This window comes from Gordonia sp. KTR9, from assembly GCF_000143885.2.
GTDB lineage: Bacteria > Actinomycetota > Actinomycetes > Mycobacteriales > Mycobacteriaceae > Gordonia.
This window is the reverse complement of sequence record NC_018581.1, coordinates 1,311,963-1,335,657: the sequence shown is the minus strand read 5'-3', so window position 1 is coordinate 1,335,657 and position 23,695 is coordinate 1,311,963. Positions and strand designations below refer to the sequence as shown.

General features: G+C 66.8%; 20 protein-coding genes and 1 pseudogene. 14 read left to right on the top strand and 7 right to left on the bottom strand.

Features of this window, described 5'->3' with window-relative positions; genetic code table 11:
* Nucleotides 1–207: 207 nt before the first annotated feature.
* Nucleotides 208–1,869 (top strand): HNH endonuclease signature motif containing protein, encoded by a 1,662-nt coding sequence (locus tag KTR9_RS06810; protein WP_044506111.1) that lies wholly within the window; start codon nucleotides 208–210, stop codon nucleotides 1,867–1,869.
* A 142-nt stretch (nucleotides 1,870–2,011) separates the two neighbouring features.
* On the opposite strand, the gene KTR9_RS06805 is transcribed toward KTR9_RS06810, so the two are convergent.
* The 4 genes from KTR9_RS06805 to KTR9_RS06790 all read right to left on the bottom strand — a co-directional run bounded on the left by KTR9_RS06805 (nucleotide 2,012) and on the right by KTR9_RS06790 (nucleotide 6,081).
* Complete coding sequence (locus tag KTR9_RS06805) at nucleotides 2,012–3,307, bottom strand: cryptochrome/photolyase family protein (RefSeq protein ID WP_044507680.1); 1,296 nt, start codon at nucleotides 3,305–3,307, stop codon at nucleotides 2,012–2,014.
* Nucleotides 3,308–3,321: 14 nt separating this feature from the next.
* Entirely contained in the window at nucleotides 3,322–3,690 is a 369-nt protein-coding gene (locus KTR9_RS06800; protein ID WP_004020157.1) for an FKBP-type peptidyl-prolyl cis-trans isomerase, read from the bottom strand.
* A 56-nt stretch (nucleotides 3,691–3,746) separates the two neighbouring features.
* Complete coding sequence (locus tag KTR9_RS06795; RefSeq protein ID WP_010844776.1) at nucleotides 3,747–5,069, bottom strand: citrate synthase; 1,323 nt, start codon at nucleotides 5,067–5,069, stop codon at nucleotides 3,747–3,749.
* 61 nt (nucleotides 5,070–5,130) lie between these two features.
* On the bottom strand, nucleotides 5,131–6,081 hold the full coding sequence (locus KTR9_RS06790; RefSeq protein ID WP_014925771.1) for a carbohydrate kinase family protein: 951 nt from the start codon (nucleotides 6,079–6,081) through the stop codon (nucleotides 5,131–5,133).
* A gap of 125 nt (nucleotides 6,082–6,206) precedes the next feature.
* On the opposite strand from KTR9_RS06790, the gene KTR9_RS06785 reads away from it, so the two are divergent.
* From KTR9_RS06785 to KTR9_RS06760, 6 genes and pseudogenes are all read left to right on the top strand, one after another.
* The gene (locus tag KTR9_RS06785; protein ID WP_014925770.1) at nucleotides 6,207–6,872 is read left to right on the top strand and encodes a 5-oxoprolinase subunit B family protein; all 666 of its coding nucleotides are present in this window, start codon (nucleotides 6,207–6,209) and stop codon (nucleotides 6,870–6,872) included.
* Nucleotides 6,869–7,742 (top strand): annotated as a pseudogene (locus tag KTR9_RS06780) (biotin-dependent carboxyltransferase family protein). Before KTR9_RS06785 ends, KTR9_RS06780 begins: the two are co-directional and overlap by 4 nt.
* A 127-nt stretch (nucleotides 7,743–7,869) precedes the next feature.
* Entirely contained in the window at nucleotides 7,870–8,265 is a 396-nt protein-coding gene (locus tag KTR9_RS06775; RefSeq protein ID WP_014925768.1) for a phage holin family protein, read from the top strand.
* Nucleotides 8,266–8,523, top strand: coding sequence for a DUF3618 domain-containing protein (locus KTR9_RS06770; protein WP_010844781.1), 258 nt, complete (start codon nucleotides 8,266–8,268; stop codon nucleotides 8,521–8,523).
* Nucleotides 8,524–8,587: 64 nt separating this feature from the next.
* A complete protein-coding gene (locus KTR9_RS06765; protein ID WP_010844782.1) occupies nucleotides 8,588–8,857 on the top strand; it encodes a DUF4235 domain-containing protein in 270 nt (89 codons plus the stop codon).
* 44 nt (nucleotides 8,858–8,901) lie between these two features.
* The gene (locus tag KTR9_RS06760) at nucleotides 8,902–9,954 is read left to right on the top strand and encodes an oxygenase MpaB family protein (RefSeq protein ID WP_014925767.1); all 1,053 of its coding nucleotides are present in this window, start codon (nucleotides 8,902–8,904) and stop codon (nucleotides 9,952–9,954) included.
* A 16-nt stretch (nucleotides 9,955–9,970) separates the two neighbouring features.
* On the opposite strand, the gene KTR9_RS06755 is transcribed toward KTR9_RS06760, so the two are convergent.
* Entirely contained in the window at nucleotides 9,971–11,044 is a 1,074-nt protein-coding gene (locus KTR9_RS06755; protein ID WP_014925766.1) for an isopenicillin N synthase family dioxygenase, read from the bottom strand.
* Between the two features lie 44 nt (nucleotides 11,045–11,088).
* Entirely contained in the window at nucleotides 11,089–12,357 is a 1,269-nt protein-coding gene (locus KTR9_RS06750) for an MFS transporter (RefSeq protein ID WP_044506108.1), read from the bottom strand.
* A 186-nt stretch (nucleotides 12,358–12,543) separates the two neighbouring features.
* Here KTR9_RS06750 and KTR9_RS06745 point away from each other — a divergent pair, with 186 nt between their 5' ends.
* Entirely contained in the window at nucleotides 12,544–14,244 is a 1,701-nt protein-coding gene (locus KTR9_RS06745; RefSeq protein ID WP_010844786.1) for a purine-cytosine permease family protein, read from the top strand.
* Between the two features lie 60 nt (nucleotides 14,245–14,304).
* Here KTR9_RS06745 and pdxH read toward each other — a convergent pair whose 3' ends face one another.
* Entirely contained in the window at nucleotides 14,305–15,000 is a 696-nt protein-coding gene (gene pdxH, locus KTR9_RS06740) for a pyridoxamine 5'-phosphate oxidase (RefSeq protein ID WP_425307045.1), read from the bottom strand.
* Between the two features lie 210 nt (nucleotides 15,001–15,210).
* Here pdxH and KTR9_RS06735 point away from each other — a divergent pair, with 210 nt between their 5' ends.
* The 6 genes from KTR9_RS06735 to KTR9_RS06710 all read left to right on the top strand — a co-directional run bounded on the left by KTR9_RS06735 (nucleotide 15,211) and on the right by KTR9_RS06710 (nucleotide 23,665).
* On the top strand, nucleotides 15,211–16,338 hold the full coding sequence (locus tag KTR9_RS06735) for a citrate synthase 2 (RefSeq protein WP_014925764.1): 1,128 nt from the start codon (nucleotides 15,211–15,213) through the stop codon (nucleotides 16,336–16,338).
* A 154-nt stretch (nucleotides 16,339–16,492) separates the two neighbouring features.
* Nucleotides 16,493–16,783 (top strand): hypothetical protein, encoded by a 291-nt coding sequence (locus KTR9_RS27245; RefSeq protein WP_044506100.1) that lies wholly within the window; start codon nucleotides 16,493–16,495, stop codon nucleotides 16,781–16,783.
* On the top strand, nucleotides 16,780–19,164 hold the full coding sequence (locus KTR9_RS06725; RefSeq protein WP_044506098.1) for a TPR repeat region-containing protein: 2,385 nt from the start codon (nucleotides 16,780–16,782) through the stop codon (nucleotides 19,162–19,164). Before KTR9_RS27245 ends, KTR9_RS06725 begins: the two co-directional genes overlap by 4 nt.
* Nucleotides 19,165–20,544: 1,380 nt before the next feature.
* Entirely contained in the window at nucleotides 20,545–21,690 is a 1,146-nt protein-coding gene (serC, locus tag KTR9_RS06720; protein ID WP_014925761.1) for a phosphoserine transaminase, read from the top strand.
* Nucleotides 21,691–21,922: 232 nt separating this feature from the next.
* Complete coding sequence (sepH, locus tag KTR9_RS06715) at nucleotides 21,923–22,897, top strand: septation protein SepH (protein ID WP_014925760.1); 975 nt, start codon at nucleotides 21,923–21,925, stop codon at nucleotides 22,895–22,897.
* The gene (locus tag KTR9_RS06710; protein ID WP_010844791.1) at nucleotides 22,898–23,665 is read left to right on the top strand and encodes a DUF6928 family protein; all 768 of its coding nucleotides are present in this window, start codon (nucleotides 22,898–22,900) and stop codon (nucleotides 23,663–23,665) included.
* Nucleotides 23,666–23,695 lie beyond the last annotated feature (30 nt).

Here is a 23,695-nt window from a genome sequence, read left to right as displayed (position 1 = left end):
CCGAGTCGAAACCACCTGGCGACCCGAGGAACTCAGGCGTCGCCAACCCGGCCGCCCCATTCCGCAACGCCCGGAACCCGTTTCGACCACGACGACGTCGTCTGCTGAGATCGGGAAAAGGTTGTCGGTGGTCGGGTTTACATTGGTCTGTAGCGGATCACCCTGGTCGAGGCGGGTGACGAAACAGGCGTCGGGGGCGTTGTGAGGGTGTGGACCGATCTACCGGGCGAGTTCGTCGCCGGGGTCGATCCTGCCCGCGCGGCCGAGACCGACATGGTCATGTTGATGGCCGGCCTCGACGCCACCCGACGCGGAGAGTCCTATCTCGCCTGGCATCGATATCAGACGATCGCGGCGATGACCGACCGGCTCGTCACCACCAGCGCCTCAGGCTTCGTGATGGACGGCCACGCCGACTGCGCCGCCCGGATCGCCCGCCAAGCCGCGGTGTCGCGTCGGCGGGCCGAAATCTTGATCGACGAGGCAATCGCCCTGCGTGACCGGCTCCCCGACACCGCGGACACCTTGCGTGACGGGGTCCTGTCGCAGTGGCAGATCCGGCTGATCCTCTCCCGCACCGAGCTGATCCCCGCCGACGACCCCGTCATCCCCGCCCTCGACGCCGAGATCGCCGATACTCTGCGCCGCCGCAGCGGTGTGTGGGATCGGGCGCGGTTGCGGGACATGGTCGACCGCCTCGTGTTCCGCCACGATCCGGATGCGGTACGCCAACGCCGCAAAGACGCGATGGACCAACGTGGGGTGTGGACCCACGAACTGCCCGACGGCACCGCCGAACTCACCGCCGTCATGTCGGCAGAGAACGTGCGGATCTCAGCCAAAGCTGTCAGCGTCCTCGCTGATGCGGTATGCAAACGAGACGGGCGCAAGCGCGGGCACCGCCAGTCCGATGCGATGTTCGCGCTGTTGACCCGCACGGCATTCGAGTGCCAGTGCGCCGACGACGAGCCCTGCACTGCCGACATTCCCGACCCGCAGGGTGTCCTCGAGGCGGTGCGCGCCGAGATAGTGATCCATGTGGTCACCGACGCCGCCACCCTCGCGGGGGCGCCGGGGGTGGGGTTCCTCGACGAGCACGGCATCATCAGCGACGAGCATGTGCGTGACCTCGCCGCCCGCCCGGACGCCACGCTGTCCCCGGTCACCCCGGCCCGCACCCAACCCACCTACGTCGCCACCAACGACGACGATCACCGGCGGACCGCCCAACACCCGGCACCAGCCGAAGACACACGAGCCGACGACGACAACGGTGGCGCCACAACTCGATCGGACGGTGAGCCCGGCGACACCACCGCATCGGTAGCAGTGGTTTACCCGGCAACCCATCCTGGCAACGGGTACCGGCCGACCGCGTCGTGCGCTGATTTCGTGCGGGCGCGGGACGGGTATTGCACCGAACCCGGCTGCACCCGTACGGCATTCGCATGCGATCTCGACCACGTCACCGAATACGACCACACCGACCCCGCCCGGGGTGGGGCGACGTCGAGTGAGAACCTCAACGCCAAATGCCGCCCCAGTCACCTCCTCAAAACCCACGGTGACTGGGTCGACGTGCAATACCGCGACGAAGACGGCCGCCTGGTCACCGAGTACGAGACCCCCGAAGGGGTCACCCTGCCCGGGGATGCCGAAACCCTCGAGGACACCTTCCCCAACCTGCGACGAATCCGGTTCGAACAGGCCGCCCAAGCCCCACCCACCCCACACGTCATCGCCTCCGCCGACAACTCGGAGCGCACCACCAGCCGACTGGACGCCAAACTGGCCCGCCGGCGACAAGAACGCGCCCGCAACAAACGAGCCCGCGAAGAACTCGACCGCCTCGCCCCACCACCCTTCTGAAGATCTCATCCCTCGCAGCCACGGACAGCGGAGCTGGATCGGGGCAGTGCAGTCCTCCTGTGCAGCAGGTGGTTTCGACACGCTCGTCGCTGCTCAACCCAGCAGTGGGGGCGCTCAATTGACAGGGGGACGTTGCGGCGAACTAGATCTGGCCGAACCGACGGAGCGCTTCCTCACGCTCGGCCTTGTGATCGACCATCGGCTCGGGATAATCGTCGGCGTCGATGTCACCCACCCACCGCCGGACGTACTCGCCGTCGGGATCGAACTTCTTCGCCTGCGCCTCGGGGTTGAAGACCCGGAAGTACGGCGCCGCATCGGTTCCCGTGCCCGCCGCCCACTGCCAGCCGTGATTGTTCGACGCCATGTCACCGTCTACCAGCTGCTCGAGGAACCACTCGGCTCCCCACCACCACGGCAGGTGCAGATCCTTGACGAGGAAGGACGCGGTGACCATGCGCACCCGGTTGTGCATGTATCCGGTCTCCGCGAGCTGACGCATCCCGGCATCGACGAGCGGAAAGCCGGTCCGCCCGGCCTTCCAGGCGTCGAAGCGCTCGTACGCCTTGTCGTCGGTGTCGAGGTCGATGCCGTCGAACTGACGATTCCAGTTGTGCCACAGGCTGTGTGGCCAGTGATAGAGCACATCGGCGTAGAAGTCGCGGAACGCGAGCTCCCGCAGGTATGCCTGCGCTCCCTTCCCCTTCTGGTTGCCCAGATCGGCAGCGAGAGTACGGGGATGGATGTTGCCGTACTTCAGGTACGCCGACATCCGGCTCGTGCTGTCGCCCGCCGGGTCGTTGCGTCCGGAGTCGTAATCCGTGAGGCCGTCGTCGACGAACTCGGCCCAGCGCGCTGTCGCCGCGTCCTCGCCCGCGGGGATAGACAGCTTCGTCGGCGCGGCGGGAACCCGGATGCGTCCCGTCTTCGACAGATCCGACGGGTCGACGATCGACGCCGAAGGCACCGAGGAATCGGCCGGTGCGCGCCACCCGTGGTCACGCCAGCGGTTGAAGTACGGGGTGAAGACCTTGTACGGCTCGCCGTCGTTCTTGGTCACCCGGCCGGGCGAGACGAGGTACGGCGAACCGGTCGCCACGAGCTCGATGTCGCCGAGCCGATCGGCGACGGCCTCGTCGCGTCGCCGGCCGAACGGGGCGAAGTCCTCGGAGATGTGCACCCGTTCGGCGTCGACCGCGTGGGCCAGCTTCGGGATCTCCACCTCGGGTCGTCCCCGCACGACGAGCAACTTGCCGTCCAGCTTGTCGTCCAACTCGCGCAGCGAGTCGAACAGGAACGCCAGGCGCCGCTCACCCGAGGACTTCTCCAGCCTCGGGTCCACCACAAAGCACACGAGGACCGACGAATCGGTCCCCGAGGCGGCCGCGGCCAGCGGCGGGAGGTCACTCAGACGCAGATCGCGCCGGAGCCAGACCAGTGAGGTCGCGGACGTCAGCCCACTCCGAGCAGGTCGATGACGAACACCAGCGTCCGTCCCGAGAGTCGGTGACCCGCGCCGGCGGAGCCGTAGGCCAGCTCGGGCGGAACGGTCAGCTGACGGCGTCCGCCGACCTTCATTCCCGGGATGCCTTCCTGCCAGCCCGGGATCAACCGGTCCAGCGGGAAGTTGGCCGACTGGCCGCGGTCCCACGACGAATCGAACTCTTCGCCCGTCTCGTAGTCGACCCCGACGTAGTGGACGTCGACGATGCCGCCGCGAGCGGCTTCGGCACCTTCGCCGACGATGAGGTCGGAGATGGTCAGGTCGGCCGGCGGGGGGCCCGCCTGGAACTCGACCGTTGGCTTCTCGGTGCTGGTCACTGGACTCTCCTTTGAGTCGGGTGTTCGGCGGTCAGGCGTGTCCGTCGGGCGATCGCTCAGCGATCGCCCATCTGGACGTAGTCGCGTTCGGTGTAACCGGTGTAGAGCTGACGCGGACGGCCGATCTTGGTGGTCGGGTCCTCGTGCATCTCGCGCCAGTGCGCGATCCAACCCGGCAGGCGTCCCAGCGCGAACAGCACGGTGAACATGCGCGTCGGGAAGCCCATCGCACGGTAGATGACACCGGTGTAGAAATCGACGTTCGGGTACAGACGACGCTCGATGAAGTAGTCGTCGCTGAGGGCGACCTCTTCGAGCCCCTTCGCGATGTCGAGCAGGTCATCCTGCACGCCAAGCGATTCCAGGATCGTGTCAGCGGTCTTCTTGACGATCGCGGCGCGCGGGTCATAGTTCTTGTAGACGCGGTGACCGAAGCCCATCAGCTTGACGCCGGCTTCCTTGTTCTTCACCCGCTTCATGAAGTCCTTGGTGTCGCCGCCCTCGGCCTTGATGGCGTCGAGCATCTCGAGCACCGCCTGGTTGGCGCCGCCGTGCAGCGGGCCCCAGAGCGCATTGATGCCACCGGAGATCGAGGTGAACAGGTTGGCCTGCGACGAGCCCACGAGGCGGACGGTCGAGGTCGAACAGTTCTGCTCGTGATCGGCATGCAGGATGAACAGCATGTCGAGCGCCTTGGCGACTTCGGGGTTGACCTCGTAGGGCTCCGCGGGGAAGCCGAAGGTCATCCGCAGGAAGTTCTCGACGAGGCTCAGCGAGTTGTCGGGGTAGAGGAACGGCTGGCCTGCCGACTTCTTGTACGCGTAGGCCGCGATGGTCGGCAGCTTGGCGAGAAGGCGGATGGTCGACAACTCGACCTGCTCGTCGTCCTTGGGGTCCAGGGAGTCCTGGTAGTAGGCCGACAGCGCGTTGACCGCACTCGACAGAACCGGCATCGGGTGCGCGTTGCGGGGGAAGCCGTCGAAGAAGCGCTTGAGGTCCTCGTGGAGGAGCGTGTGGCGCTGGATCTTGGTGGTGAAGTCCTCCAGCTGCGACGGAGTCGGGAGCTCCCCGTAGATGAGCAGGTAGCTCACCTCGATGAAGGTCGACTTCTCGGCCAGCTGGTCGATCGGGATACCGCGGTAGCGCAGGATGCCGGCGTCACCGTCGATGTAGGTGATGGCCGACTTGGTCGACGCCGTGTTCACGAAGCCACCGTCGAAGGTGGTCAGGTTGGTCTCGGCCAGGAGTTTGCCGAGTGCGACCGAGTCGGTGCCCTCGGTTGCCTTCAGGATCGGGAGCTCCAGCTGTCCACCGGGGTAGGTGAAGGTCGCTGAGGCCGTGTCGGACGCCTGGTCGGCTGGGACTGTTTCAGCAGACACACGAACCCCTTATTCAGATCAGAGATTTTTACAGTGTCCGGGTAGGACACACAGGTACAACCTAGTCGCTTCTCAGCTCGCCCGCCCACGGAGGGTCGGCGCCGGGCCTCGACACCGTCACCGCAGCCACGTGAGCTGCGAATTCGGCCGCTTCGCGCCACTGCTGGGCGGTCAGTGAACGCACCGCGGCGGGCGAGAGCCGACCGTGCCGGTCCAGGTGGTGGACAAGGCCTCCGAGCACGCTGTCGCCCGCGCCGATGGTGTCGACGACGTCGACCGGCGGCGCCGGTGCGGTCACCTCACCGACCGGGGTGGAGACAGTGATCCCCGACGCCCCGGCGGTGGTGACGACGGCGGCCACACCGTCGGCCAGCCAGTCCGCCGCCGAGCTGCCCTTGGGCCCCTCGCCGAGCCAGGCCGCGTCCTCGTCGGAGAGTTTGACCAGGTCGACCGACGACATCCAGCTGCGGAAACGGCGTCGATAGTCGTCGGGGTCGTCGATGACCGCGGGCCGGATGTTCGGGTCCAGCACCACGACTCGGCCCTCGGCGCGGCAGGTGCGCATCAGGTTCTCGTACACGGTGGCACCGGGTTGCAACACCAGTGAGAGGGTTCCGAAGGTCACCGCCGCCACGGTCGGCGGCAGCGCCCCGGGATCGGTGACCCCGCGATCGGCGGTCCCCTCCACATAGAAGGAGTAGCGCGCCGAACCGTCGTCGGCGATGGTCGCCAGAGCCAGCGAGGTCGGCTCGTCGCGACGCTGGACCAGCGTGGTCCCCACCCCCGCCGCCCGGAGCGCGTCGAGGATCGCCTCACCATAGGTGTCGGTGGACACTGCGGAGAGCAACGAGACCGCACTCCCCAACCGCCCCAGGGTGATTGCCACGTTGAACGGGCCGCCGCCCAGGGCGGGCTGCAAGGGTGCCAGGCGTCCGTGGGTTGCTTCGTGCCGGCTCGGGCCCTGCTGCACGACATCGACCAGCGCCTCACCGCAGACGACGATCTCTCTCACGGCCTCTCCTCGGCATTCGCATCGGCACTCCGCGTCCCGGCACCACTCGAGTCTGCCATCCGCGTGCGGGCACAGGTCGGAGTTCGCCGGGCGGGACGCCGCGTCGGCCGGGGTAGATTCGACCCATGCACGAGCTGCCGGCGGGTCCCGACGCGGTGGTCCTGGACTTCTCGACCGACGACTCCCCGTCGGCCGCTGTGCTGGCAGCGACCAGGGCGTTGAGCGACGCGGTGGAGCGCGGCGAGCTCCCCGGGGTGACCGATCTCGTGCCCAGCGCACACACCCTTCTCGTCCAGGCCGGCCCGGGCCGCGGTCTCGACGAACTCGGCGTCCGCCGGGCCCTGCGGCGCCGCGGAACCGGCAGCGATCGCGACCCCCGGACCACCGACGAGATCGTCATCCCGGTCACCTACGACGGCGCCGACCTCGCGGATGTCGCCGCGGAACTGACGATGACGCGCGAGGAGGTGATCGGGTTGCACTGCAGTACCCGGTGGCGCGTCCAGTTCATGGGCTTCGCACCGGGTTTCGGCTATCTCGTCGCCGACGACGAGGGGTCGCACCCGTTCGACACGGTCGGTCGACACCGGGAAGCACGCACCAATGTCCCGGCGGGATCGGTCGCGATCGCGGCCGGATACACTGCGGTCTACCCGAAGTCGAGCCCCGGCGGCTGGCAGTTGCTGGGCCGCACCGATGTTCGGCTGTGGGACGAGAACGCCGATCCTCCCGCCCTGTTCACCACCGGCCGGGTGGTCCGCTTCGTCGACGCCGGGGACGACAGCCGATGACGTCGCTGACCGTTCTCGCGACGGGTCCGTTCGCGACCGTCCAGGACACCGGACGCCCCGGGTACGCGCATCTCGGCGTCCCGCGTTCGGGGGGTGCGGATCGCGCATCCCTTGCGCTGGCGAATCGCCTGGTGGGCAACACGGAATCGGCGGCCGTCATCGAGGCGACGATGGGCGGGTTGCGCATTCGCGTCGACGCCGACGTTCTCGCCGCGGTGACCGGTGCGGACGCTGTGGTGCGCCGCAACGGAATCCCCGAAGGACTGGCCGCGGCCGTCGTGCTGCGCGCCGGCGACGAGCTGGAGCTCGACGCGCCGACGTGGGGGCTGCGGAACTACCTTGCGGTGCGGGGCGGGATCGATGTCGATCCAGTGCTGGGATCACGGTCCACCGACACCCTCTCCGGACTCGGACCGGCCCCTCTCGACACCGGTAACCGGCTGTCCGTGGGTCACGCCGCAGGCGACTGGCCGACCGCTTCGTCGGCCCCCGCCGACAGCGAGCACCCGCGGGTCGTCGTACTGGAATGCCATCCCGGTCCGCGGGCTGATCACCTCGCCGCACCGGCCGACCTGGGCGTCGGGACGTGGGTGGTCGGATCCGACAGCAATCGCGTGGGCGTGCGCATCGACCGGGCCGAAGGGTCGTCGCAGCCACTTCTGCGCCACCGCGACGGCGCCGCCGAGTTGCGTTCGGAGGGCATCGCCCACGGGTCGATCCAGGTACCGCCGAGCGGTCGCCCGGTCATCTTCCTCGCCGACCACCCGGTCACCGGCGGGTATCCGGTGGTGGCGGTCCTCGCAGCGGAGGCGGTGGATCTCACCGCCCAGTTTGGTGCCCGGATCGGAGATCCGATTCCGACAGCACTGATCGGAGATCCGATTCCGTTGGCGCTGAATCGGAGATCCGATTCCGACAGCACTGATCGGGAATCCGACGTTTCGTATTCACCGGCCCCGGGAACGCTTGGACGAGCGTCCCGATAGGAGGTACGAGCGTGAGTGATCCGTCTGTGAACGACTTGTCGACCGTGCAGCTGGTGGAACGTCTGCAGCAGCAGACGACGACTCTGGTGAAGACCGAGCTGCAGCATGCGGTCGCGGAGATGAAGGGAAAGGGCACCCGGATAGGCGTGGGTGCGGGGATTTCCGGTGCGGGTACGTTGCTGGTGCTGTTCGGTCTCGGCACTCTCGTCGCGGCGGCAGTGCTCGGTCTGGCGAACGCGGTGCCGGCATGGCTGGCGGCGGTGATCGTCGGTGTGGTGCTGCTGGTCATCGGCGGGACCGCGGCGGCGATCGGGGCCAAACGAGCCAAGTCAGCGGTGCCGCCGGCACCCGAGCGCACCGTCGAGAGTGTCCAGCGTGACGTGGCGACCGTGAAGGAGCACCTGTAGATGAGTGAGACACCCGAGAACAACGCCCCATCCGACGATCCGCCGCCCGTCGAGCAGCAACGCCAGGAGCTGGCCGAGACCGTCGACGCGTTGGCCGCCAAGCTCGACGTCCCGGCGCGCGTGAACGACGCGGCGTCGAGGACCGCCCACACCGCGCAGGTGAAGGCCCAGGAGAACTCGACCGTGCTGATCGGCGCCGCTGTCGCCGCGGTCCTGGCTGTCGGTGCGTTCATCATCGTCCGCCGGCGGCGGCACTGACCCGTACAGCGCCACCCACGCCGTCACTGCGACCCGTCCACATCCGAATGAGCGAGGAACTTCCATGAGTGCCGTATCGAAGGCGATGTACAAACCGATGTCCCTGGCGACCAGCGTGCTCGGCGGTATCGCCGCCGGCGCCGTGTTCGGTCAGATCTGGAAACGGATCTCCGACGACGATTCCGCACCCGACCCCAAGGACCTGGAGCGTTCCAACACCGAGGTTCTCGTGGCCGCCGCGCTGCAGGGACTCGTGTTCGGTCTGGTCAAGGCCGCCGTCGACCGCGCGGGCGCACGGGGCTATCGGGCGGTGACACACGAGAATCCGGAGTGACACACGGTTGACACCCGGGTGAGACGAACCTAGAGTTCCGTCTCATGACCGAGGTTGTGGACGCCGCGCAGGAGACCTGTCCCGTTCATGGCGCCGACTCCGGCCACCCCGGCGACGCCGCACCGGCCCAGGAGTACGAGCCACTCGGTCCGGATTCGCTCACCTGGCAGATCTGGGGCACGTGGACGGGGATGTTCCAGGGCCTGTGGGCCGGGTCGATCCAGAACATGCATCCCAAGCTGGGTGCGGCGGTGTGGGACCACTCGGACTTCTTCGGTGAGCGGTGGCAGCGCCTGATGCGTTCCCTGTATCCGATCAGCGGGGTCGTCTTCGACTCGGTCGTTCCTGGTGCGCAGACCGGACTGGAGGTACGTGACTACCACCGGACCGTCAAGGGCACCATGGAGGACGGCTCCCGCTATCACGCGCTCGACCCGGATGTCTTCTACTGGGCCCACGCCACGTTCTGGTACGGCAATGTCCGACTGTGTGAGCGCTTCGGGCCCTTCCTCACCGGTGACCAGAAGCGTCAGCTGTTCGAGGAGTCCAAGGCCTGGTACGCCCAGTACGGCGTGTCGATGCGGCCCGTCCCGGACACATACGAGGACTTCCTCGAGTACTGGGATTACATGTGCCGCAACGTTCTTCGCGATCACGTCTCGGTCCGCACGGTCCTCGACATCACACAGTTGCCACCGCCGCCGTTCCTGGGTTTCATCCCGACGTGGTTGTGGGACCGTTATCTCGTCCCCCGGAACCAGAAGATCTTCATGTGGCTGACCACGGGCTTCTACGACGAGCCGGTCCGCGAGATCCTCGGACTCGACTGGACCGACAAGGACGAACGACGATTCCGCCTGTTGGGCAAGGGCATCAACCTCGTGATGCACCGTCTCCTGCCCAAGCGGGTGCTGCGTCATCCGCGCCCGCGCGACGCGTGGGACCGAGTGACCGGCAAGGTCGCCCGGGACGCACCGATCGTGCACACGCCCACACGCAACCTCCCGCCGGAGAGCGAGCGCGACAACCCCATGCACTACTGCCCGGTGACGGCCGCACGGCGAGCGTCCTATCCCGGGGTGCTCACGGCGGACTGAGACCCGCGAACAAGGTCTACTGCTGCCCCTGACTTCGACGCATCGCCTGCCGGACCCGACCGGCCTCACGGGTGGCGTGCGGATTCGGGCGTCCGGCGCGCGAGCCCGCGAGCTTCGCACCGATGTGCTCGCCCACGGTGATCGGCGAATAGCGGCTGCCCGCACCGACGCACGACGGAAGCGTCGTGATCATCGCGTCGAGATTGCCGTCGTGGAAGTACGCGGCGGACCGTCGCCGCTCCACCGTGCCGTCGACGATGGGCGGTTTCACCCGATGCAGAGTGGACGTCCACCGCTCATTGGTCCAGCGCGCCATCAGGTCTCCGAGATTGATCAGCAGGGCGCCGTCGGCGGGGCTCACGTCGTGCCAGTTGCCCGAGTGGTCGAGCACCTGCAGACCCCTGACCTGATCCGCCCACAACACCGTCACGATCCCGTAGTCCGTGTGCTCCCCCATACCGGTGAGCTCGCCGTCCAGTTCGATCTCCCCCGGCGGCAGTGCGTAGTTGTTCATCCGGAGCACGTCGAGGGAATGATCGGTGAAACTCTCGAAGAAGTCCGCGGGCAGATCGAGCGCGTCGGCAAAGATCCTGGTCAGCGTGTGCGCGACGCGTCGGGCCTCACTGAAGTACGCCGACACCGCCGCCTGGAAATGCTCGACGGCCGGCCAGGTGTTCGCCGCGTAGTGGTCGTCGGGCAGATCGAGGTCGGGGTACTGACTTGCCTCCACGCCGACGTTGTAGGCCTCGAAGAAGTCGTTCATGCGAGCTGCGGGCTCGACGCCCAGTGACAACGACAGGGATTCCGACTTCGGGGGCGCGTACCCACGGTTGATCTCCGGAGGTGTGCGGTAGGCCTTCTTCAGCTCGAGCGGAAGGGCGAAGAAGTCGTCCATGACCGCGGTGAACTCGTCGATGACCGCAGCCGGGATCTCGTGCCCGACGACCTGGATGAAGCCGACCGAACTCGCCGCGTCGTCGAACCTGGCCGCGACCACTGCCCGGTCGGCGGGATCGCCGTTGCGCGTATAGGGCGAGATGTCGATGATCGGCACGTCGAAGTCGGTGGCGGCGGCGGTCATGGCGTCCATGGTGGCACCGATCGCCGGGCCGCGCTGCCCGGCGAACTCGCTCCTCAGGTCCGCTGACCGGCGCGGTAGTGCACGAACGCCGGGATCATCAGGGCGGCCACGATTGTCGCGATCACGACCGCGACACCGCCGAACGCCGTCGCGGCGGCGACGCCGATCGAGGCGGCCGCAGCACCGTGCGCGACGTCGGCGATCCGCGGGCCGCCGGCGACCACCACGATGAACACGCCCTGCAACCGGCCGCGGACCTCGTCGGTCGCGGCGGCCAGCAGGATCGTCTGCCGGAACGCCGCCGAGGCCATGTCGGCCGCACCACCGATCATCAGCAGCACGACCGCGACGACGAGCATCGGAATGGCCGTCCCGTCGGCGAACGACACCGCTATCCCGGTCCCGGTGATCGTCAGACCCCAGATGATGATGCACACGATGACCGCGAGCCCCTGGCGCTCCACGCGAGCGACCCATCCCGAGAAGATCCCGCCGACGACGGCTCCCGCGGAGATCGCCGTGAACAACAGGGCGAAGGCGATGCCACCACCCTCCGGTCCGCCGAAGTTCTCGTGCGCCATCTGGGGGAAGAGTGCCCGCGGCATGCCGAAGATCATGGCGATCAGGTCGACGAGGAAGGACGCCAGGAGGATCTTGTGCCCGGCCAGGTAGCGCAGACCCTCGAGAACCGAACGCAGGCCGGCCACCTTGGGCGCGGCGTCGCTCTCCGGACGGAGGGACGGCAGCATCGCGACGGCGATGAGCGTCGGCAGCAGGAACAGCGTGTCCACGAAGTAGAGCAGTGAGTAGCCGAGCACCGGGATCAGGGAGCCACCGACGAGCGGCCCGGCGATCGCTCCCGCCTGCATGACCGTCATGTTCAGCGACAATGCGGCGGGCAGGTCCCCGGCGTCGAGGAGCCGGGGCAGCACCGCGGTCCGCGTCGGCTGGTTCACGGCGAAGAACGCCTGCTGAACGGCGAAGAGCACCAGGACGATCCACACGTTCTGTCCGCCCATCGCGGCCTGCGCCCAGAACAGTGCGCTGCAGACGATGAGGCCGATCGTCGTGATGATCAGCAGGGTCCTGCGGTCGACGACGTCGGCCAGCGCTCCACCCCAGAGCCCGAAGACGACCAGCGGGACCAAACCGAACACACCGGTCAGCCCGACATAGGCCGAACTGCCGGTGACCTCGTAGATCTGCGCCGGCACGGCGACGACGCTCAACTGCGCGCCGATCACGGTGACGATGTTCGCCAGCCACAACCGCCGGAAGTACTGGTTGCGCAGCGGCGTGGTGTCGGCGAGAAGACGGGCCATTTCCACGATGTTAAGACTGCGAACGACTGGCCGGCCGGTCAGGGCACCTCTCGGGTGCAATGTCCGAAAAGCACGAATCGCGCTGTGCCAACGGTTCTTAATTCCTGCGCAACACACGGTCATCGGCGCTGTAACAGGATTCTCCTAGCGTCACTTCGTGCATGTCACGACTGCGGGGAGGGCCCGATGACCACCGAACAGGCACCCGACGCCGACGCCGCGGGCACCGCCTCGGAACGTCGACCGGTGACCGGGACCGCGGCCGCAGCCGCCCGGGAGACGCTCGAGGACTACACGCTCAGATTCGCCCCGCGCAGCTACCGCAAGTGGAGCCCCGGCGTGGTCGCGATCTCGGCGCTGGGCGGCATCGCCTACCTGGCCGATTTCGCGATCGGCGCGAACATCGGGATCGCCAACGGCACCGGCAACGCACTCTGGGGCATCCTGTTCTTCGCCATCGTGATCGTCCTGACCGGCTACCCGCTCTCCTACTACGCGGCCCGGTTCAACATCGATCTCGATCTCATCACGCGCGGAAGCGGTTTCGGCTACTACGGCTCGGTGCTGACCAATGTCATCTTCGCGTCGTTCACGTTCATCTTCTTCGCCCTCGAGGGATCGATCATGGCGCAGGGGCTCGAGCTGGGGCTCGGCATCCCACTGTGGCTGGGTTATCTGCTCTCGTCCGTGCTGATCATCCCGCTGGTCATCTACGGCATGAACACCTTGTCGAAACTCCAGGTGTGGACCACCCCGCTCTGGCTGGTCATGATGGTGCTGCCCTTCGGTTACCTGGTGATCCAGCACCCCGAGGCCATCGGCGAATTCCTGGCGTTCAGCGGTGGAACCGATGGCCAGGGCGGACATGCCGTCTCGTTCGCCGGAGCGATGCTCGCCGCGGGTGTGTGTCTGTCGCTGATCGCCCAGATCGCCGAGCAGATCGACTACCTGCGTTTCATGCCGCCGAAAACGCCTGAGAACAACCGACGCTGGTGGACCGCGGTACTGACCGCGGGTCCGGGCTGGGTGCTCTTCGGCGCGATCAAGCAGATCGTCGGCCTCTTCCTCGCGGTCTACCTGATCGTGAACTTCGCCGATTCGGCCGGCGTCGCGAACGAGCCGGTGCATCAGTTCCTCGCCGTGTACGAGGAGTTCATGCCGCATTGGCTCGCGATGACCCTCGCGGTGATCCTGGTCGTGATCAGCCAGGTCAAGATCAACGTGACCAACGCCTACTCCGGCTCGCTCGCGTGGACCAACAGCTTCACCCGGGTCACCAAGACCTACCCGGGCCGGCTGGTGTTCCTCGTCTTCAACGTCGGCATCGCGATCGTGCTCATGGAGGCGAACATGTTCAGCTTCCTCAACGAGCTGCTGAACTTCTACGCCAACTGCGCCATCGCGTGGATCGTCACCGTCGCGTCGGACATCGCCGTCAACAAGTACCTGCTCAAGATCTCGCCGAAGCAACCCGAGTTCCGCCGCGGGATGCTCTACAACGTCAACCCGGTGGGCTTCGTGTCCGTCATCGTCGCGGGCGGACTGTCGATCATGGTGTATTTCAACGTCTTCGGCGACACGCTCGCACCGTATTCACCGCTCGTCGCCCTGATACTCGCGTTGGTACTGCCACCGATCATCGCACTCGCGACCAAGGGCAAGTACTACCTGCGTCGCACCGACGACGGCATCGACCTCCCGATGTACGACGAACTCGGCAACCCCTCCGACGTCAAGCTCCTGTGCTGCGTCACCGGCATGGAGTTCGAACGGCCCGACATGATCGCCTCAGCGGTCCCCGGCCCGAACGGCGAGAAGCAGTACATCTCCTCACTGGCACTGTCGTGCGACAAGACCGGTGAACACGTACTGCCGGCTCAGAACTGAGGGGTCGGGCCGCGCGCAGGCCGATCCGTGGTGTCCAGCTGCCGCGGACCGGACCGTCGGTCAGGGCTGAAGCCGTTCGACCCGCCAGGAGTGGTCGACGTGGGTCAGCCGAACCCGGTTGTGCAGGCGGTTCGCCCGACCCTGCCAGAACTCGACCTCGACCGGTGCGATGCGGTACCCGCCCCAGTCGGACGGGACCGGCACCTCGGCACCGTCGTCGAAGCCGCCGTAGGCCTCGGCGAGCGCGGCGGCCTTCTGCTCGAGTTCGACGCGGCTGCCGATGGGCCGCGACTGTTCCGATGCCGCGGCCGACAACTGGGAACCGCGGGGTCGCAGCTCCCAGTACGCCTGGACCTCCTCGGCGCTGACGTGTTCGACCGGCCCGCGGAAGTGCACCTGACGTTCCAGGGCGATCCAGGGAAAGGTCACCGAGGCATACGGATTCGCGGCGAGGTGGCGGCCCTTGTCCGAGTCGTGACCGGTGAAGAAGACCACGCCGTTCGCGTCGACGCCCTTGCACAGCACGGTGCGCGTCGACGGCCGGCCCTCCGCGTCGGCCGTGCCGAGGACCATCGCATTGGGCTCGGCGATGCGGGCGTCGACGGCTTCACGCAGCCAGACGTGGAAGAGATCCAGCCACGGCGGGTCGCCGCGCAACCAGCTCGGGTCGAGGTTCTCGCGGATACCGTCGGCGCCCGCGGCACGGTCACCCTCGCCGATGTTGGGTGGGATGCCGCCGCCGTATCCGACGCGCATGTTCGGCAGGTCGATGGGGTCGTGCGACTCGTCCAACACTTTGCTGACGCTACTCCGACCCCGCTGGTTACTCCGGGGTACACGCGGGGCGTCCGGCTGATCTACAGTTCGTCGTGGACCGCATCCCCGGCGAGTCCCGTCCCGCGAGGATTCGCGAGGATTCACCGGACAGCGGATGCACGACACGGACGTCGAGTGAGGTGGGTTGCCATGGCCAACACTGTTCCCGAGGATTTCGTCGCCGGGCTCGAGGGCGTCGTGGCCTTCACGACCGACATCGCCGAACCGGACAAGAACGGCGGCAATCTCCGCTATCGCGGCGTCGACATCGAAGACCTGGTCGAGAACAAGGTGACCTTCGCCGATGTGTGGGCGCTGCTGGTCGACGGCAGGTTCGGCAACGGTCTGCCGCCGGCCGAACCGTTCCCGCTGCCGATCCACACCGGTGACGTGCGCGTCGACGTCCAGGCCGCACTGGCCATGCTCGCACCGATCTGGGGTTACCAGCCCCTTCTCGACATCGATGACGAGACCGCCCGCGACAATCTCGCCCGCGCATCGGTGATGGCGTTGTCATATGTGGCGCAGTCGGCCCGCGGCATCCACCAGCCCGCGGTCCCCCAGCACGTGATCGACGAATGCGACACCGTCACCGCACGTTTCATGACGCGCTGGAAGGGCGACCCCGACCCCCGCCACATCGCCGCGATCGACGCCTACTGGGTCAGCGCCGCCGAGCACGGCATGAATGCCTCGACGTTCACCGCGCGGGTCATCGCCTCCACCGGAGCCGACGTCGCCGCGTCGCTGTCGGGCGCGATCGGCGCCATGTCGGGTCCCCTGCACGGCGGAGCCCCCGCGCGCGTGCTGCCGATGATCGAAGAGGTCGAGAACACCGGCGATGCACGAGGACTCGTGAAGGGGATCCTCGACCGCAAGGAGAAGCTGATGGGCTTCGGGCACCGGGTGTACCGCGCGGAGGACCCGCGTGCCCGCGTGCTCCGCCGCACCGCACAGGAATTGGGCGTACCGCGCTTCGAGATCGCCGCGGCGCTCGAGCAGGCCGCGCTCACCGAACTCCGGGAACGACGCCCCGACCGCGCCATCGAGACCAATGTCGAGTTCTGGGCGGCCGTCATCCTCGACTTCGCCGAGGTGCCGACCCACATGATGCCGGCGATGTTCACCTGCGGCCGGACCGCCGGATGGTGCGCGCACATCATGGAGCAGAAGCGTCTGGGCAAGCTGGTCCGCCCCGCCGCGATCTACACCGGGCCGAGCCCCCGGCGCCCCGAGGACGTCGAGGGCTGGGGCGACGTCGTGAAACCGGGCCTGTAGGCCCTGCCCACATAAGCGTCCAGCCTGGACAGATCGCTTGTGAACACCCGCTCGTCGGTTTGCGGCCCGCAACGTTTTGTGTTCCCCAAGTCACGTGCTCACAACGACTGTCGGGGGAACGATGAGCGGAGATTTTGTCGTAAATTCAGGTGCCATGGACGGCGTCGCAGGTGCGCTCGAGGGCATGGGCTACTTCATCGAGTCCGCACCTAGGCCAGACGTCACCGCCACCATCAACACGGCGATGCCGAACTCACCCCTCGTCGGCGCGGGCGCGGAGGCCACAGCGAAACTGACGCAGGCGCAGACCGCCGTATCGGGGCAGTGGGAGACGTTCGCCTCTGCCGTGCGCGCAGCGCGCACGATCGCAGTCGACGCCGACGACGAGAACGCGACCAAGTTCCGTACCCTTTCCGCCCTCCCCGAAAACGAGCCACCCCGATGAGCGGGCACCCGCCCCTGACCAAGGTGATCATGGACTCGTGGCAGCCCTGGGAGCTAGCCGAGGCCAAGCTCACCGGCCTGGCGAATGCCATTCGAGAAAACTCCGAGGCCGCCGAGCGAACGGTCGACCAGGTCCCAATTACGTCGTGGGCCGGCGGTGCCCGCTCGGCGGCAAATGCACGGGCGAGTGACCAGAACGGGTGGGCCAAAAAGGTAGCGGCCAAGGTCGACGACCTTCAGACTGCGCTCGACAACGCCGCGGCGGCAATCGACTCGTCGAAGACCGCGGTCAACAGCGCTCTCCTCGGCGCCTCGATGCAGCGCTTCCTGTTGGTCAGCGAATCCGATCCGTCGTGGAAGATGCGGTACGTCCCGAAGGAGGACGACGAGCTGACTCCTGGTCAGATCGCCGACAGGGAACGTGAAATGACCAGCTTCGTGAAGGGGAAAGCTGACGAGCTGGCCACCACAGCCTCCGATCACGCCGCTCTGATCCAGACCGCCGTCGGAAACCTGAACACCATCGCACCTCCGGCACTCACCCTCAGCGCGCAGGACGGGCGCCGCCACGGTCAGCTGGCCGCCGATGGCTGGACGGACGAAGAGGCTGCTGCGGTCGGACGCAGCCTGAGAGCCGCGGGGCTGAGCGACGAGCAGATAGCGCGGCTGACGAACGGCGAGAAGCTGAACGACGTCCCGCGTGGTGTCCAGGAGTACCTCCACACCTTCTACGGTTCGGTGGGCTCCGACGGACTGTTCGACCTGAAGTCCAAGTTCGACGGCATGCACACACCCGCCGGAGACTCCTGGTCCAAGGCCCTCGGCCAAGGCCTCCTCACTCTGTCGAACGAGAACGTCGGCGCGAATAGTGGGTATCAGTACCTGCCCGGCTGGGTGCAGGACTGGGCTAGTAATCACAACTCCAATGACGGAGCGCGCATCCGGAACGTCGATGTTCCACTCGCCGGTCTCCTCGCTCACTCCGGAACCGTGCCGCCGGGAGAGAGATTTGGTACCGAGCTCATCCGCAAAGCTGCCGGAGGTGCAAGCCGGAGCGCCGATGACAGCGGTTTGATAGCACCCGAGACCAACTACGGCGGGCCACACGACGGCCACGAGACACTCAAACGTACCTACGAGGATACGATCCGGACCTTTATGGACGTGGGCACCAGAAACCACGAGGCGTCAGCCGCCATCCTCACTGGTGAGTATTCCAGCGGCGAGAAGCTCGCTGCATATGACAGGGATGACATGGTCGGGTACGTCCTCAAGCACGATTGGGACGACGGTGGCGACGTCGCGGGTGGTCTCATCGACTGGATCAGAGACAGTGGCGGAAGCGGTGACCCGACCAGAGTTGCGCTAGCGGACCGCGCGTTCAGCGGACTATTCGATTTCGCCACATCTACCGCCGACTCCAACAACTTCTCAAAGTTGATGAACGTCAACACTGCTGGAGATGCAATAGGAACAATCAATCCGCATCTGGCGGGTGCCCTCCGAGCGGCATCCCTGCCGTATCTGAACATCCTTGCGGGCGGCGAGTCAGGAGTCCATGGCCACCCCGGATTCGATCCGGACGTTGCGCCCGACGAGATGCAGCGCCGTGCAGCACGCCTCTTCACCCTTGTCGCGAGCGATAACACTTACGGAGCGCCGACTGACGAGAATCCCGATGGCACAGGGGCAGGCGCAGACCTTTACCGCGACATTCTCGATCAGACGATTCGAAACGGCACCGTCGCGGGCGAATTGGCGTCCACAGAACCGCACCAAGCGCGATCATTGGCTGAGCTAAGCGCGAACCTCCGCGCCTTAGGGCAGTCCGGACTCTATGGAGCCGAGTACGATCTCCAGCTTGACGAGGACGCTACAACGGAGGCCGACAATGCTGCAGACACAAAGATCCGGAACATAGTTACTTCTGCGTCCGCTGGATTAACCGGTGTCCCTCATCCGGCTGTGATTGCTGTAGGAGCCGCGGGCACGGCGGCATCACCCTGGCTTCTGCCCGCAGAATCTGCAGGCGACATAGAATTCCGCCCTCCTACCGGTGTCGGGTCCGGTGGCACGGCAGCTGAAGACGAGATTCGCCTCGTTTACGGTGCGCTAAGGGGAATCGACGCAGCACCAGACGCCGGTGCACCCGCCGAATGGTACAGCGGGGACGGGCGACTCAAGCCACTTGCAGACATCCTCTCCGAGCACAAGGGAGACCAAGGCGAGCTCCTGAGTGCGATGGAAGGGGCGCTAGACAACCCACAGTTGGTGGAATCGCTACGTGCCGGTACCAGCACCGGCAACCAACAAGGGCGAATGAACTTCGATCCCACCGACCCCGACAATTACGACAACATGATCCTGAACGGTTCAGACTAGATGAGAATAAGACGCGGTACTTCTGCCGTACTCATCATGATGGCGTTTGCCGGGACCGGCTGTGCAACCTCGGAAGCCCCGGCTGAACAATCAGTCACATTCAGCTCACAGTCGGCATCATCCCCCGTCGCTCCGCAGGATTACCGCTACCCCTCCGAGACCGCCGGGCCATATAACGTCGTCTGGTCGGCCACAGAGGGAATCGATCTTCACAGCAGGCCGGCCGAGCTCGCTCGTGCGTACGTCGAATCCTGCCAATTGTCGGTATTCGGGAGACAGGCCGCTTATCCTGGCGCGGTTGCAGCCGCCCCAGCGCCTAGCGTTGAGAACAGGGTCGGTTGCCTTTTCGCACCGAAGCGGCCCGAGGGCTCGTTCCCGGCCCTCTTCGGCACGATGTACGCCCACATCGCGGAGATTCGAGCTTCAGAACGTGAGCTATCTGCCCGGGGTTGCTTCCTGCGCAGCGGTCGAGCCGAGGTGCGTACGGGAGAACCAGAAAGCGCCTATCTGAGTGCATATGAGTTCAGCTTCACAGCCAAACTCCCCCCGAATGCGGTGGATCCGCGATCGAATATCCCGCGAACGGCAGCACCGGGAACAGGAACACGGGCGCCGCAGTTCGATGTTTTCTATCCATGGAAGTTCGACGCGGTGCCATGGGGCATCCGCCCCCCTCCGCAACCGCCCTTCAACGAGCGGCCCTGTTCTCGATGGGCAGCCGGGATGCTTGATCGGATTCCGGCGTACTCCGGTCAGAGCCCTTTCGCGCCTGACGGATCTCCTGCGGAATTGGAACCAAAACTATTCGGCGAGAAAGGGTTCCCGACTCTGCCTCAATCACCCGCGTGGCCCGAGCCCTGACCAGACAGCAGCCAGAACAGTTTCCAGCCCTCCAAGTCTCGCGCTTGGCTCTCCCCTTCGGTGGCGAGAGCTGGAGTGCCGTACAACGGAGTAGATCCCATCACTGGATTGTGCAAATCCTCCCGCGTCTGAAATGCGGAATGCTTCTCGACGCACGCCCAGGCGCGGGGATCATAGGGCGCCGAACAGAGTCGTTCGGAACCTCATCGCCGTCGCCATCACATCCGGCGGCAGCCAGGCGATCTTCTGAAAGTTCAACTCGTCCCGGCGACGCGTTGTCGCAGTTCGTCGCGCTTTCGTGGACGGAACTGTCGAACGCCAGTCCTCATGCCCCGGCACCTTGACTGCTGCGAAGCCCGCGAACATGCGATTTCGTTCGAATCAGCGTTGCTTGAACCAGCGAAACCTGCTGGAACCCGCGCCCGTGCGGCATCCACCCGAGGTGGAACCGGCGTCGCCGCTTGCAGGTTGTAGGGACCGAACCCGGGGTGGCGGGGGCCACTCCCTAGAATTGCCGACATGAGCGAAGCCGCCACCGCACCGATCACCCTGCCCGCCGACCTGCTGCCGTCGGACGGCCGCTTCGGTTGCGGACCGTCGAAGGTGCGCCCCGAGCAGTTGCAGTCCCTCGTCGACACCGGCGCGTCGGTGTTCGGCACGAGTCATCGGCAGGCGCCGGTGAAGAACGTCGTCGGCTCGATCCGCGAGGGCCTGTCCGATCTGTTCTCCCTGCCCGAGGGCTACGAGGTCGTGATCTCCAACGGCGGCACCACCGCGTTCTGGGATGCCGCGGCGTTCGGCCTGATCAAGCAGCGGTCGCTGCACCTCACCTACGGCGAGTTCTCGTCGAAGTTCGCGACCGTCGCCAAGAAGGCGCCGTTCCTGGACAACCCCGCGGTCATCTCCACCGACCCGGGCACCGCGCCCGATCCGTCCGCGCTGACCGCCGACGACTTCGGCGGCGTCGACCTCATCGGCTGGGCACACAACGAGACCTCGACGGGCGTCGCGGTCCCCGTCGTCCGGCCCGCCGGTTCGGATGACGCGCTCATCGCCATCGACGCCACCTCGGGTGCGGGCGGTCTGCCCGTGGACATCGCCGACGCCGACGTCTACTACTTCGCCCCGCAGAAGTGCTTCGCCTCCGACGGCGGCCTGTGGGTCGCGCTCATGAGCCCGCGTGCGCTCGCCCGGGTCGCGGAGATCGCCGAGACCGACCGCTGGTGCCCGGAGTTCCTGTCGTTGCCGACCGCGGTCGACAACAGCAGCAAGAACCAGACCTACAACACCCCGGCCGTCGGGTCGCTGCTGCTGTTCGCGAACCAGATCGAGTGGATGAACGGCAACGGCGGCCTGGACTGGTGTGTCTCGCGCACCGCCGATTCCAGCTCGCGCCTCTACCAGTGGGCGGAGGCCAGCCAGTTCGCGACGCCGTTCGTCGGCGAGGCGGCCAACCGCAGCCAGGTCGTCGGCACGATCGACTTCACCGACGACGTCGACGCCGCGTCGGTGGCCAAGATCCTTCGCGCACACGGCGTCGTCGACACCGAGCCGTACCGCAAGCTGGGCCGGAACCAGCTGCGCATCGGCATGTTCCCGGCCATCGAGCCCGAAGATGTCAGCAAGCTCACCGAGTGCATCGACTACATCGTCGAGCGTCTCTGATCACCTCGTCGACCACACGCCGCCGGCGCGCCGCACGCATCGTTGCGGCGCGCCGGCGGTGCTTCACGAACCGGTAGCCTGGTTCACACAGACCACATCCGACGCATCGACCGCTGGCGTCGCTTGAGCCCCACGCGTGCTGAACTGCGGTTTTGCCGCGTGTCCCACAGTGAACCGGCAGATCGGTGAGTTAATGTGACCCCAATGCGTGCACCCACCGGAGGAGGAGCAGATGCGTGAGCTCCGCGTCGTCGGAGTGGAAACCGACGGCTCCCATGTGATCTGCCAAGACCCGCAATCGGGTGAGAAATTCCGGATCGCCTCCGACGAACGCCTCCGCGCCGCAGCCCGCGGCGACATCTCACGACTGGGACAGATCGAGATCGAGATGGAGAGTGCATTGCGGCCACGCGAGATCCAGGCACGAATCCGAGCAGGTGCAACCGTCGCCGAGGTCGCGGCCGCAGCAGGGGTGGGTGTCGAGAAGATCGAACGCTTCGCCCACCCGGTCCTCCTCGAACGCAGCCGCGCGACCGAGCTCGCCGGTGCTGCCCACCCCGTCCGCCACGACGGTCCCGCCGTCGCGACGCTCGTCGAGTCGGTCGCCGAGGGCCTCCACGCCTACGGCCAGAATCCGAACGACGCCGACTGGGACGCGTGGAAGGGCGACGATGGTTACTGGGTGGTGCAGGTGGCCTGGAGTGTCGGACGCACCGACAACCTGGCCCACTGGCGCTACCAGCCCGGTTCGCACGGCGGCAGCGTCGACCCGCTCGACGACCTCGCCGACGAACTCACCCATCCCGAGACCATCGCTCCGCGCCGTCGCCTGACCCCCGTGGCGACCCCCGAGGTCGCCGTCGAGACGACCCCGGACGGGCGCGAAGAGGTCACCATCGACGCGAACTCGATCATCGGTGCGCAGCGCGCCCGCCACGACCGGCGGACCACTGCCGAGGACGACGGCACCGTGCCTTTCGACTTCGGCTTCGACGACGAGCAGTCCGCCGAGCCCGGCGAGACCGCATCCGGCCCGGACACAACCACCGCCGGACCGGCCGTCGACGCCGAGGGCACCGACCCCGACGAGGCGCCGTCCGCCCCGGCGTCGGGTCCCGAACGTCCGCGTCGGAAGAAGACACGCAAACCGGCCGTCCCGGCGTGGGAGGATGTCCTGCTCGGCGTACGCAGCAACGGGAACAGCTGAGTGTCCTCGGCACGCGCTGCCACGGTGTGGTTCGTCGACTCCGACGATCCGGCCGCGATCCTCCGCACCGGTCCGGCCAACGACTCCCAACACGCCCACCAGCTGGCCACCGCCATCTTCGGCGACAGCGTGCTCGTCCCCCTCGTCGACACCGATCTCGCGGCGGCCGCCGCGGCCCGCGACACCCATGTCTACGCCGGCTTCTACGGCCCCCTGGCCGTCGTGTCCTGCTCGCTGTTCGAGACGACCACACCGTCGACGCTGACCCGCGCGCTCGCACGGATGCGCCCCAGCGCGACGACGACCCTGCTCTACACCGAACCCGACGCCTCGCTCGGGGTGTTCGCCCGGTGGGAGTCGGGGACTCTTCGGCGTTCCTTCGCGGCCGACCCGGTGACGATCCACGAGGATCACGGCCTGCCGTTCACGTTCGAGAAACCGTTCTGGGGCGGCGAACACCCGCTGAGCCACGCCGACGGCGTCCCCACCGCGCCGATGTCGCTGCCGTTCCACCCCGGGCACCTCGCCGAGGAGTCGAACCGCGCGTGGCTCGGATTCCGCTACACCCACCCGCTCGCGGAGTCGGACCTCGACCCGGCGCTGATCACCGTCACCTGCTTCGCGCTGCACCCGGCCGAGTACGAACCGACCGCCGCCGACTACGAGAACTACCGCGCGGCAACGGCTTCGCGCACCCAGCAGCGGACGGCGCCGCCGGAGCAGCCCACCCGTAAACGCGGCCGCATCCGCGAATACTTCGGGTTCTGAGGCCTTCGAGACGCTCGCAAGCTCGCTCCT